A 12,926-nucleotide genomic window follows, 5' to 3' on the forward strand; every position below is an offset into this window, starting at 1 on the left:
TCTCTTTAATTTATTGTTGTGTGAACTGATTTACGGGATCTTTTAGACCGAAACTGGCACGCAGCGTGGTGCCTGGGTATTCGCTGCGGGTTAAACCGCGCGCTTGCAGGATGGGAATGACGCGATCGACAAAGCGTTCGAAGGTATCCGGCGTGCCGCCCTGGATGATGAAGCCATCGGTGGCTTCGGTTTCAAACCACAGCTGTAAGCCATCCGCCACCTCATCTGGCGTGCCAAAGAACAGCGGACGCGGCGTGGCAGCTTCCAGTGCGGCCTGACGCAGCGTATGGCCGTGCTCTCGCGCCTTACGTTTGATTTCATCAGTGGTACTGCGGAAGCTGTTTTGGCCGATATCGCCAATATTCGGGAAAGGCTCATCCAGCGGGTACTGCGAGAAATCATGGTGATCGAAGAAGCGACCGAGATAGTTCAATGCATCTTTAATGGAAACCAAAGCGGCTGTGGTTTGGTACTGATGCTCAACGTCTTCGGCATCATCGCCAACGATCACGCCAACGCCCTGGAAGATATGCAGATCCTGCGGTTCACGCCCGTTGGCTACCAGCTGCTTTTTCACATCCTTGTAGAAAGCCTGCGCTTCTTCTCGCGTTGGTTGATGGGTAAAAATGGCATCAGCGTGACGCGCTGCCAGCTTTTTACCATCCTCTGACGCCCCCGCCTGAAAGACGATCGGACGTCCCTGTGGCGTGCGTTCGATGTTCAGTGGCCCCTGCACCTGGAAGAAATCACCGTGGTGATTGATAGTATGAAGTTTGGCCGCATCGAAGAACTGACCGCTCTCTTTGTTACGCACAAAAGCATCGCTTTCCCACGAATCCCAGAGCCCTTTCACCACCTGCAAATACTCGTCGGCGATGCGATAGCGCAGCGCGTGCTCCGGGTGCTGCTGGCGAGAAAAGTTTTTCGCCGATCCTTCCAATGGCGAAGTCACCACGTTCCAGCCCGCACGCCCGCCACTGAGGTGATCGAGGCTGGCAAACTGACGCGCGACGGTGAAAGGTTCGCTGTAGGAAGTGGAGACCGTTCCCACTAATCCTAAATGTTCGGTCACGCCAGCAAGCGCGGAAAGCAACGTCAGCGGTTCGAAGCGATTGAGAAAATGGGGAATGGATTTTTCATTGATAAACAAACCATCGGCGACAAACAGAAAATCCAGCTTGCCGGCTTCCGCCTTGCGCGCGATGTGTTTTGCATAGTCAAAATTGATGCTGGCATTGGCCTGCGCCGCTGGATGACGCCAGGCGGACATATTGCCAGATGCGCCATGTAGAATAGTGCCGAGTCGCAGTTGTCTTGCAGTCATAGTGTTCTCTCTTTTCCATGGCATAGCCTGACGGCGACGGTTTCGTCGCCATGCAGAGCGGGGAATATTGGGTTAAGTGGGCTAACTCAGAACGGTGTCACGACATCGTGCATTAAGATGTTGCAAGGCCTGCTGCGCCAGTTGGGTGAAGTAGTGCGCGGCAGGGGCAATCAGTGCTTCGTCTGGATTGAAGCCGCCGTGATGCAGACCAAATTCACTGGCACTGCCAATGCTGACAAACGCGCCGGGGACCTGCTGTAAGTAATAAGCAAAATCTTCGCCACCGAGATGCAGTTCTGCGGTTTGCACGCGATACCCCACCTGCTGTGCAATCTCACTGGCAAACTGCGCCCAGCGGGCATCGTTTTCTAACACCGGCGGGCCCGGATGCCAGCTGAACGTCGCCGTAGCACCGTTCGCCGCCGCAATGTGCTCGACAATGTGTCGTGCGCGCTGTTCCAGCTGCGCCCGCACCTGTTTGTCATGGGTGCGCACCGTGCCGCCAAACTCGGCATCCCCCGGTAAAGCAGTCCCGGACTGACCGGCTTCAATGCGGGTCACGCTCAGCACCAGACTATCCAGGGTATTAAAACTACGGCTGGTCAGTGATTGCAGCGCCTGAATGATCTGACTGGCGACGAGGATGGTGTCCGTGCCCTTATCAGGGTTGGCAACACGCACCACAAACTTGTCAGCATTGGCGTAAAACGCCCCGCCGCGCGTGGCGAAAACCCCCGTCGGTAAACCCGGTTCGTTGTGCATACCGAAGATCGCCTGCACATCCTGCAGCACACCAGCATTGATCAACTTGCGCGCACCGGTAGCATTCTCTTCGGCAGGCTGGAACAGAATACGGATACGTCCCGGCAGTTGATCTTCCAGGGCATGGAGTTGCAATGCCGCGCCCAGCATGACCGCGCTGTGCACGTCATGGCCGCAGGCATGCATGACACCCGCATTACGCGAACGGTATGCGAGGCCGGTGGCTTCATGAATCGGCAGAGCATCAATATCAGCTCGCAACGCGATCAGCGTTTCACCCTGACCCACTTCAACCACCAACCCGGTTTCCAGCGGATAATCGAGCAACCGCAAGCCAGCGTCTTGTAACCAGCGGCGCAAACGCGCCGTGGTTTCTACCTCATACCCAGACAGCTCAGGCCAGCTGTGCAGCTCGCGTCGCCAGTCAATCAGTTGCTGTTCGATTGTGTGAGTCATGGTTATCTCCAGATTACGCCGCAACCAGTCGATGCGTTGCCAGCAGTTCGAGAGATTTCACTCGCGCCTGCTCCTCAGCAATCGGGGTATCAATCACGAACTCTTCAATGCCAAAATTCTGGTGCAAAGCATCCAGTTTGGCGTGCACCTGCGCGGCAGTGCCTTTCAGTAAAGAAGGCGTGCGCGGCTCAATGACATAATCGGTATAACCGCCCTGGCGCACGTAGCGTTCCGCTTGCTCAACGCTGCCGACATTAACGCTCGGGCCATCTTTCACACTGACGTGATAGACGCGCAAATTATCTACCAGCAAATCAGCTTCAGCCGGTGAATCGGCGACCACCACCTGCACGGCCACCAGCGCCTGCTTGCCGTTGCTGTACTGGCGATAGCCATTAAGCACCTGCTCCATCAACAGTGGATCGCCGTTGTGATGTGCAGCAAACACCAGCTGCCAGCCCAATTCTGCTGCCAGCCGGGCACTTTGCTCGCTGGCACCCAGCAGGAATCGGTTGGCCGGACGTGGCGGCTGCGGCGTGGCACGCAGGATCTCTTCATCACCCACTGGCGGAACATCCAGCCAGCTATCCAGCAGTGAAAGTTGTTCAGCAAAGCTGCCCTTCTCATCCTGGTGAATGCCCTGCTGCAAGGCGCGGGTTGAGAGCGGCAATCCGCCTGGCGCTTTACCCACACCGAGATCGATGCGACCTGGCGCGAGCGAGGCAAGCAGGTTGAAATTTTCGGCGACTTTATAAGGACTGTAGTGTTGCAACATGACACCACCCGATCCGACGCGAATATGCTGCGTCTGACCAATGATCCACGCGATCAACAGTTCAGGAGAGGGACTCGCCAGGCGGTCAGTATTGTGATGTTCCGCCAGCCAGAAACGGTGATAGCCCCAGGCTTCAGCCTGCTGCGCCAGCTGTAATGTGCGATGCAGGGCATGCGATGCGCTCTCTCCATCGGCAATCGGCGATTTATCTAACAAGCTCAGTCGATATGACATACGCCAAATCCTTTTTCTCAGTGATTATGGCGAGCAGTGTGTGATGGCGGCGGGTAACGGGTAAAACATAATATTGTCGTATGCATTTTTAATTAATGCATATCAGGGGTGAGCGAAATATTAATGGATGAATAAATGATGTAAAACAGAAGGTTGAGCGTCAATCTGCGATATCGATAACCATGAGTCAGGCGTAATAAACTAATCGGGAAAGGTTTGCAATATTGGATATAAGCCTGAGGAAATACATTCTCCGTTATTATATTAAACAGCAAAACGCACCGGAATAAATACCGGTGCGTTTATAAGGGATTTATTATTTTATCTGTGCCAACGCCGCGTCAATTCGCTGAGCGATCGCTTCTTCTCCCTGCGCGGTAAACACAGTCTGAAGTTCCGCCAGTTGTGATTTGTCGAAGCCCACATTGATGCTGATACGCAGATGCGATTGTAGTTGCGACTCAACCCCGCTCATTGCCGCTAATGCGCCCACGGTGGCTAATTCACGACTTTTCCAGTCCAGATTGTCACGCGCGAAAATGTCGCCAAACAGATGCGCTTTGAGGAACTGATCGATGGCGGGAGCGAAGTCAAACAGTGGCCCTTTCACCGGGTTGCCTACCAGCGCCGTCTGATTGCGCGTGCCGGCGGCGAGCATGTTTTCTGGCGTTGGAACCGGCCCAGCCTCATTGCCTGGCTGGTCATTTTTGCCCTGTAGGCGGCGGGCATCAATCACTTTCATCAACTCTCCCAGCGCGTTGAGGCTGCGAGGGAAGCCCGCATAAGCATAAAGTTGCACCAGCACCTCACGACACTGGCTGACGGTCAGACCCGCATCTAATCCCTGATTCAGCGCATCATTGAGTTTGGCTATGTTTCCCGTCGCAGCGTAGGCCGCGATCACCGCAATACTCTTCTGTTGCTGACTCAGCGGATGCGTCTGTTTTTGCAGGAGCGCGGCATACCTTTTCTGCTCTGGCTCGGAGGGTTCTTCGGCCAGGCTCACTGAAGAGGCGAGCGCAGCGCACATCATTAACGAGGCATTGATGCTTTTCATCATCCTTCACTCCTTACAGAGAGATCTTCAATCCGTATTGTTCATCGCTAACTTTCTCCAGCCACTCAACGACCTTGCCGTTTTCAGCTTCAGCAATAGCAATGTGTGACATGCTGTTTTCCGGCGCAGCGCCATGCCAGTGTTTTACGCCTGCCGGGATCCACACAATATCGCCAGGACGAATATCACGGGCTTCACCGCCCCACTCCTGCACGCGGCCCAGACCGGCTGTCACAATCAGCGTTTGCCCAAGCGGATGGGTATGCCACGCCGTGCGCGCGGAGGGTTCGAAGGTCACCGTCGCGCCGCCAATACGTGCAGGCTCACTGCCCTGAAACGGCGCATCAATACGCACGGTGCCGGTAAAATATTCGGCATTGCCTTTAACTGAGGGTTTTTCACCACTTTGCCAAACAGTGATCATGGATGTGTTCTCCTTTGCAGAAACGGCTGAGACAGATAACGCCAGGATGAGTGCAGCAGCAATTCTCATTATGCGGGCTCCCTGCTTCAGTTTGGGTGATGACCACCGGGGTAGTGGCGGCCACATTCATTGCTGTTAAAAAGTGTAAGACCACGGGGATTGATTGATAAGGTGGCCAAATCAGGATGGGTTTATGAACAAAATTCACCAATAATCAGAGGATAATGGCCTCCACTTTTACGCCTCCTTTTTAATCCTCAGATAATCGCTGTGCGAGCAGACTGAGCATCGCGGGCGTATCAACATCCTTAAGACAGCCCAGATCGGTTAATTTAACTGGCGTCACGGGATGGCGGCTGAGCAATGCGCGAGCGCCATTGTCACCCTCTAACTGAATCAACTCTGCGTAAAAGGGTTTTTGAAACCCCACTGGATGACCGGGCATCCCCTGCACTTCGCTACGCACCAAAGGGGACGTCTGCAATGCGCGCGCCACCGCCAGATAGCTGGATGTGGTCAGTAACGGCATATCGCCCAGTACAATCAACCAACCATCATAATCAGATGTGGCTGCAACGCCTGCGGCAATTGAGTGCCCTAATCCGTTACTTGCCACTGTTATCAGCTTTGCCCGACTGGCCAGCAAATGAATGTCCCGATCTTCAGGCCGGGACACCACATACACATCCATTTCGGTTGCGATTGCCTGCTCAAGCGTATGCTGCAGCACAGGCTTATCTTGTAACAACGCGCGCAATTTATGCCCGCCGTTCAACTTTCTGAAACGTTGGCTTAAACCCGCTGCCATGATCAGTATGGCGAACTTCATGGATGCACAGCGCTCACGTCATGTGCAGAGGCAACCTCGGCACTGCGCACACCGTTTTTATAGCGAACGATATCCGCCATGATTGACAGCGCGATTTCAGCAGGGGTTTTGCTGCCAATATCGATCCCCACAGGGGCATGGATTCTGCTGATCTGCCGGGGCTCCAATTCACCAATCCGCACCAGACGTTCTTTACGGCGCTGACTATTATTCATCGATCCCATCGCACCAATGTAAAAAGCCGGCAGATTGACCGCCTCCATCATCGTGAGATCGTCAATACGGGGATCGTGGGTCAGTGAAAGGATCGCCGTAGCGGGATGGCAACCCTCTCGTTCCAGATAGGCGGCCGGGAATTGCCTGATCAATGTGATGCCATTATCGAGATCGCCCGCCATGTTAAGCAGCACTTCCTCACGGTGTTCACACACCAGCGTTTCGAAACCCAGTGCCAGCGCGAAATTCGCGCAAAACAACGCAACGTTCGAGAGGCCTGCAATAATCACTCTGGGCGGAGCCGAGAGGGTGAGCACCACTTCGGCCCCCTTGATCTGAGCAAAGGTGTGACTGGCATAATCGCCGGGTTTAACCGCATGGCAGGCGTTGGGTATGACCAGTCTCTTCTCAAGCGAATGGGCACTGACCATCGCCTGATGCATGCGCTGCAGATAGTCGATGGCCACACTGTCGGGCAGCAACTTTTCCACCAGGATATCCAGCACACCACCGCAAGGCAGCGCGCGATCGGGTGCAAAGCCGCCCTCACCGTAACGCACTATCTGGCTCGCCGCGGAGAATACCGCCTCGCTAATGCGCGCGATAAAGCTCTCTTCCACACATCCACCCGACAGTGAACCGCAGTAACAACCATCTTCTCTGATCACCATCATCGCGCCAGGCGGCCGCGGCGATGAGCCATAAGTGCTGAGCACCGTACACAGCCACACGGGAGATTCCTCTGCCCACGTCAGCGCAGTACGGATAACCTGCACATCAAGATTGTGCATGGGATTCTCCCGTTTGGCATTTCATCGTCTTATCAAAAGTCGCAAGTTTCATGGCTAACGCATCTGCAAAATAATCACGTTACTGCTGGCCGGATCGGTTTTACCCCGCAGCTCACTGACCGCTTTTGCATCCACTTTATCCCCCTGATTTCCCCATGAAGTACGGATAAAATTCAGCACCTCAGCAGCCTGCTGATCGGTCAACTGTTTCCGATAAGGCGGCATGCGGTAAGCATCTGGCACGCCATCGGCGACAATACGCGCGGAACCATTCAACACCACATTGATGGCCGAAGCGGAATCCACTTGCATCGAGGTTGCACCCGCCAGCGGTGGGATCCACGGTGCCTGACCGCGTCCATCGGCACCATGACAGCTGCTGCATCGCGCCGTATAAATCTGACGACCAGAGAGGTTGTCTGCGAGGGTGCTTTCCGTTGTTTGATACTGCCAATGGCTGCCTGCATTATGACTGCCTGCAGGCAGCGCTTTTAGGTAGTGCGCAATCGCACGCAGATCGTCATCATTCATAAACTGCGTCGAGTTATTGAAGGCGTCAGCCATTGATCCAAACACCACCGCATGCTGGTTACGCCCCTGCTTCAGGAACGTCACCACATCCTGTTCACTCCAGCGGCTGATGCCGGTATTCGCATCATTACGCAGACTCGGCGCGTACCAGCCATCTAATAATGCCCCCGCCAGGTAATCTGGGCTGCTGGCATCCAGCGCCTTTTCATTAAATGCCAGACCGCGCGGCGTATGGCAGCTACCACAGTGCCCCGGACCTTCAACCAGATACGCACCACGATTCCACAGAGCATCATGTCCTTCCTGTGACTGATAAGGTCCGCCGCGTGAAAAGGCCGCGCTCCAAAATGCCAGCGGCCAGCGCATATTCAACGGCCAGGGAATCTCAGAGGCAATGTTCTGGCGAGATACCGGTTTAACACCCTGCTTCATAAACGCATAAAGCGCGGCGATATCGTCATCGGAGAGTTTCTGATATGAAGGAAACGGCATGGCGGGATAGAGCCGATGACCATCCTGCGCGACACCATGGCGGACAGCACGATCAAAATCAGCCAGGGTGTAGCGGCCAATACCGGTATCGTTATCTGGCGTGATATTCGTGGTAAAAATTTTGCCCACCGGCGTGGCCATCGCCAGTCCGCCGCTGAATGGCGGCGCATCAGGTGTGCTATGGCAAGCGACACAATCGCTAAGACGGGCAACATATTCGCCTTTGCGCACCATGTCCGCTGACGCCATAGTCTGCTTCATGGGTTGATGATCAAAATGTGAAGCAGGCGTACGCATGAGCCAAAGCGATACCAGCACAGCCACGCAAACGACGACCGCTGATATCAGCCCAAACTTTTTTAGTTTCATGGTTATTCCCGTCAGCTGAAGGTATAGCGAGAGAGAGGCATGGCGCGAATGCGCTCGCCAGTTAGTCGGGAAACCGCATTCGCCACAGCGGGCGGCACCGCAGGGAGCGGCGGTTCACCGATGCCGCCCATTTTTGCGCCGCTCTCCACGATGCGTACGTGCACTTGCGCCATACGTGATGGCGGCAAGATGGGATACATATCGTAGTTGCGCGCCACTGGCTGCCCTTTCTCGTACACACTCTCTTCCAGCAGAACCTGTGATAACCCCAGCGCCACAGCGCCGTTAACCTGTGCTTCGACTATCGCCGGATTCACAATGCTGCCGGGATCTATGGCTTCCCATATCTGATGCACGGTGACCTGACCGTTTTCGATGGACACTTCAGCAATGGCAGCCGCTTCAGTGCCAAACGGCGAAGCCATCGCCACACCGCGTGCACGACGTGTACCGTCTGCCGCCGTGTAGGGGCCTGCCTGCCAGCCCCCTGAAAGCTCTGCCACCGCATTCAGCAAAGTGGTTAAACGATCATTGCCCTGTAGCAAATGCAGACGCAAAGCAAAGGGATCGAGTTTGCTGTGATCGGCAATTTCGTCGAGGAAACACTCATAGAGAAAATCATTCATCGAGTTGCCCACGGATCGCCAGTAACCGAGTTTGACTGGCCCCTTTTTATAAATCTGAGCGATGCGCACGTTGGGAATCGTGTAGGATTTTCCTGCCAGTCCCTCCACTGCCGTGGGGTCCAGTTTGCTGCCGTGTTTACCGGCTATGCCTTCGGTAGGCCCCTCGCATATGCTGATGGCCTCCAGCGCAACCGGGTAGCCTTGCGCATCCAGTCCGGCCTGAAAGCGCACGGCGGCCATAGGCCGATGGGTATCACGCAAGAACTCTTCTTCACGGCTCCAAATCAGTTTGACTGGACGCCCTACCGCTTTAGCCAGTTGAATCGCCTGCGGATAGACCATTGCGGTGTCATAAACAAAGTGGCGGCCAAAAAATCCACCGAGTAGCGGCGAGTGAATGATGATGTTTTCCGCTGCCAGTCCGGTGCGCTTAGCGATATCCGCCTGAAACATCTCCGGTGCCTGATTAGGGATCCACAGTTCCAGCGTGCCATCGTTATTAAAGCGCGCGAGTGCTGACGGCGGCTCCAGCTGAGCGTGATTAAGATATTGGCTGTGGTAAGTCGCGCTTACTGTCGTTTTCGCCGTTGACATGCCCTGGTCGAAATCCCCTTTCACTTCCGCATCCTCACCGTTACCAGGTTCCTGAGCCAGTGCTGTGGCAAAGGCCTCAGTGGAAAAATCCGCCGGCATGTAATTCGCATCGGGTGTCTGCGGCTCTTGCCAGGACACCTGTAGCGTTTCGGCTGCACGTTTGGCCTGCCACCAGCGTTCAGCAACCACGCCAACCGCACCCGGCAGCACGTGCACGGAATGCACGCCTTTCATGGCTTTTACCTGATCCAAATTACGGATGTCACCCGCTGTCAGGCCCAGTCGTGGCGCATGCTGAACGGCCGCATGCAGCATGTCATCAACGCGGCAATCAATGGTGTAAATGGCCTGTCCGGTGGATTTTTCATGCATATCCAGACGCTGAACCGGCTTACCGATCCAACGAAACTGAGCGGGATCTTTAAGTTTTGCCGTTTCAGGCGCAGGCACCGGCAAATCGCGCGCACGCTCAGCCAGTTCACCGTAGGTCAGCGAGCGACCAGAAGCGGCGTGAATGACGCGTCCCGGTTCAGTATGCAGCTCATCAACCGGCACAGAGAGCGCAGTCGACGCTGCCTGCAGTAACATCTGTCGTGCCAGTGCACCCAACCGACGCATGGTGGTATAGCTGGATCGAACAGACTGGCTCCCCCCAGTGATGCGCATTCCACTGTCCATCACCTTGTATTGCGAACCGGCGGGTGCATTCTCAACCACAAAAGTGGCGGGATCGGCATCCAGTTCCTCCCCGACGATTTGCGCCATGGCGGTAAAAATCCCCTGTCCACCTTCGACAAAAGGCGAAAGGAATTTGATCGAGCTATCGGGGCGAATTTCCAGGAAAGCTGGCACACGCGTGCCAGGAGGCAGCACAACATCGGCAGATTGCGCCCGTCCTTCGCCAATGGGTAAACCCACACCCAGCACAAACGCACCGGCCAGGCTGCTGCTGGCCAGCAAAAAGCGGCGGCGTGAGAGATTAGCGGGCTGCTCTCCCAGTGTTTCGTCAGTGTCTTCAAAGCGAATCATGCCTTCGCCTCCATGCCAGCAACTTCATGAATCGCCGCACGGATGGCGTTATAGGTTCCGCAACGGCACAGGTTGACCATTGCAGCGGCAATCTCTTCCTCAGAAGGCTGTGCATTAGATTGCAACAGTGCCCTTGCCGCCATCACCTGGCCCGACTGGCAATAGCCACATTGGGGTACCTGATATTTGATCCACGCTTCCACCAGTCGCTTGCCTAAGTCATCAGTTTCGATGGCTTCGATGGTGGTGATCTGTTTACCCACGGCTTTCTCCACTGGCGTAACGCAGGAACGAACAACCTGACCGTCGATCATCACTGAACATGCGCCGCATTGCGCCAGGCCGCAGCCATACTTGGTGCCTGTCATGGCCAAATCGTCACGGATCACCCACAGTAATGGGGTATCCGCGTCAGCATCAGTCTGGTAAGTCTTATTGTTAATATGCAGTTCCATCGGTATGCGCTCCCATTGGTAATACCACGCTCACAAAAGGCGAATCGAAGGGGGTAATTTTTTATCCTTACAAATAATAGTGAAAAGCAGAATAGCCGCCAGTTGAATGCCCCTATGAGATAAATTCACCAATGAGTGAGCGTCACGGGTTACGCGGAACCATGAAGCATGGCCCGCATGCGGGGTTGCGGATGCAGCGGACAGTAAAGGAAACTAAGCGAATCGAAAGGCGACGCATTTTTTGTGAAAAAGTCGCCTCAGTACGGGGGTCGGAATGATTTCGATGCCATGGTCAATATTTAAACAATGCGTCGACCTGCAAATACTTAACCCTGATAGCGCACTGCTTCAATCAATTTAGAGAACGCTGCGGTGTGTTGTTTGCGGCTTGGATAATATAAATAGTAACCACTAAAGGGTTCGCACCAGTCAATCAGTACACACTGCAGCAAGCCTTCGTCAATATATTTCCGCACGGAATCCTCAGGCGCATACACAATCCCCATTCCGCTAAGTGCTGCTTCAATACGCGAACTGAGGTTATTGAAAATAAGCTGACCTTCAACTTTTACGCGAATCTCTTTTTTATCTTTGGTGAATTCCCAACTATATAATCCACCCAATGTTGGCAAGCGCATATTGATACAGTTGTGATGCTGCAACTCGTAAGGTGTTTCCGGAATGCCGTGATTTTTGAAATATTCGGGGGTGGCAACCACCAGCATTCTCCAGTTTGGGCCGATGCGCACCGCCACCATATCTTTTTCCACCTGTTCGCCTAATCTCACCCCTGCATCAAAACGGCCGCTAACAATGTCAGTCAGCGTGTTATCAACTGAGAGTTCAATGTTCACTTCAGGGTATTCCTGAAGATACGGCTTAATTAAAGGCCAAAGCGTGGAGTGCAGCGCATGTTCACCGGCAGTAATCCGGATATTCCCCGAGGTGCGCGTCTGGTGCTCAGTCAGTGCCACCAGCGCTTTTTCAATATCGGACATTAAAGGCGCGATATTTTGGATAAGTTGTTCACCGGCTTCGGTGGGTGCCACGCTGCGGGTGGTGCGCGTCAACAGACGCGTCTGAAGCCGCTCTTCCAGCCCGCGCATCGCATGGCTCAATGCGGATTGAGAGACACCCAATTTGGCAGCGGCACGGGTAAAACTGCGTTCTCGCGCGACCATCACCAGATACACCAGATCGCTGAAGTTTTCTCTTAGCATCGCCTACTCACATCTCTGTCCGGGTCTATTTAAACTATCACAAACAAGCTGAAACATATGTGGCTATCTCACATATCGCTGCTTACTGAAGGCTTCCACTTTGAAGTCGATCACTCTATAGCATCCAGACTACCGAATTATTCACTCTATGAGGCATTATTCATGAACAACGATCATAAAGCCTATCTGATTCCCTATGCTAATAATCTGTATCTTGTAATGTTACTCTTCATTCAGCCGCAAGAGATGTCGTTCACCGGCGAGATAGATTCGAAAGCACAACATAACGTTTTTATAGCTTATCCGCTCCATTAATCAGAGCGCCGTGCATTCTATTGCTTTCAATTATTTCGCCATCAGTCTGCTTTAACATAGAACGGGTGAAATTATGGATCGCTATGAAGAAATTGTTTATGAATTGGCCGACTGGATTAAAGATAACATTCACGCTCCGTTAAAAATAGAACAGGTTGCGGAGCGAGCAGGTTACTCCAAATGGCATCTGCAAAGAATGTTTCATCGAATCATGCACGTCAGTCTTGGCCACTATATTCGTGATCGAAAGCTGGAATCTGCGGCCAAAGATTTGCTACGTAGCCACGAGCCAGTTATCGATATTTCTGTGAAGTATGGTTATGACTCACAGCAATCATTTACCCGATCATTTGTACGCAAATATAACCTGCCACCCGCCAGATTTCGTCGATTAAATACGCAACACCTCACTATACCAATATAATTT

12 protein-coding genes are annotated in these 12,926 nt (G+C 53.7%); 1 reads left to right on the forward strand and 11 read right to left on the reverse strand.

The features are described from left to right. Window positions 1–10 precede the first annotated feature (10 nt). The 11 genes from IAE30_RS01540 to IAE30_RS01590 form a co-directional block, all read right to left on the reverse strand. On the reverse strand, window positions 11–1,324 hold the full coding sequence (locus tag IAE30_RS01540) for an LLM class flavin-dependent oxidoreductase (RefSeq protein ID WP_200678006.1): 1,314 nt from the start codon (window positions 1,322–1,324) through the stop codon (window positions 11–13). A gap of 81 nt (window positions 1,325–1,405) precedes the next feature. Then, window positions 1,406–2,542 (reverse strand): amidohydrolase, encoded by a 1,137-nt coding sequence (locus IAE30_RS01545; protein WP_045834117.1) that lies wholly within the window; start codon window positions 2,540–2,542, stop codon window positions 1,406–1,408. Window positions 2,543–2,555: 13 nt separating this feature from the next. Continuing rightward, window positions 2,556–3,551: an MsnO8 family LLM class oxidoreductase gene (locus IAE30_RS01550; RefSeq protein ID WP_200537685.1), complete on the reverse strand. Its 996-nt coding sequence runs from the start codon at window positions 3,549–3,551 to the stop codon at window positions 2,556–2,558. 316 nt (window positions 3,552–3,867) lie between these two features. Continuing rightward, window positions 3,868–4,611, reverse strand: coding sequence for a carboxymuconolactone decarboxylase family protein (locus tag IAE30_RS01555; protein WP_200678008.1), 744 nt, complete (start codon window positions 4,609–4,611; stop codon window positions 3,868–3,870). Window positions 4,612–4,621: 10 nt separating this feature from the next. Then, entirely contained in the window at window positions 4,622–5,101 is a 480-nt protein-coding gene (locus IAE30_RS01560) for a cupin domain-containing protein (RefSeq protein ID WP_200537681.1), read from the reverse strand. A gap of 181 nt (window positions 5,102–5,282) precedes the next feature. Continuing rightward, on the reverse strand, window positions 5,283–5,861 hold the full coding sequence (locus IAE30_RS01565; protein WP_200537680.1) for an NTP transferase domain-containing protein: 579 nt from the start codon (window positions 5,859–5,861) through the stop codon (window positions 5,283–5,285). Continuing rightward, window positions 5,858–6,868 carry an XdhC family protein gene (locus IAE30_RS01570; protein ID WP_200678010.1) on the reverse strand — a complete coding sequence of 337 codons (1,011 nt, stop codon included), beginning with the start codon at window positions 6,866–6,868 and terminating at the stop codon, window positions 5,858–5,860. The genes IAE30_RS01565 and IAE30_RS01570 overlap by 4 nt, the downstream gene beginning before the upstream one ends. Before the next feature lie 54 nt (window positions 6,869–6,922). Further along, window positions 6,923–8,260 (reverse strand): cytochrome c, encoded by a 1,338-nt coding sequence (locus tag IAE30_RS01575; protein WP_200678012.1) that lies wholly within the window; start codon window positions 8,258–8,260, stop codon window positions 6,923–6,925. Between the two features lie 11 nt (window positions 8,261–8,271). Next, on the reverse strand, window positions 8,272–10,509 hold the full coding sequence (locus tag IAE30_RS01580) for a molybdopterin cofactor-binding domain-containing protein (protein WP_200678014.1): 2,238 nt from the start codon (window positions 10,507–10,509) through the stop codon (window positions 8,272–8,274). After that, window positions 10,506–10,964, reverse strand: coding sequence for a (2Fe-2S)-binding protein (locus tag IAE30_RS01585; RefSeq protein WP_200678016.1), 459 nt, complete (start codon window positions 10,962–10,964; stop codon window positions 10,506–10,508). The genes IAE30_RS01580 and IAE30_RS01585 overlap by 4 nt, the downstream gene beginning before the upstream one ends. Before the next feature lie 326 nt (window positions 10,965–11,290). Then, window positions 11,291–12,184 carry a LysR family transcriptional regulator gene (locus tag IAE30_RS01590; RefSeq protein ID WP_200678018.1) on the reverse strand — a complete coding sequence of 298 codons (894 nt, stop codon included), beginning with the start codon at window positions 12,182–12,184 and terminating at the stop codon, window positions 11,291–11,293. Between the two features lie 388 nt (window positions 12,185–12,572). On the opposite strand from IAE30_RS01590, the gene IAE30_RS01595 reads away from it, so the two are divergent. Next, window positions 12,573–12,923 (forward strand): helix-turn-helix domain-containing protein, encoded by a 351-nt coding sequence (locus IAE30_RS01595; protein ID WP_200537670.1) that lies wholly within the window; start codon window positions 12,573–12,575, stop codon window positions 12,921–12,923. Window positions 12,924–12,926: the final 3 nt, after the last annotated feature.

This window comes from Pantoea sp. S61 (assembly GCF_016625145.1).
In the GTDB taxonomy this organism is placed as follows: Bacteria; Pseudomonadota; Gammaproteobacteria; order Enterobacterales; family Enterobacteriaceae; genus Pantoea; species Pantoea rwandensis_B.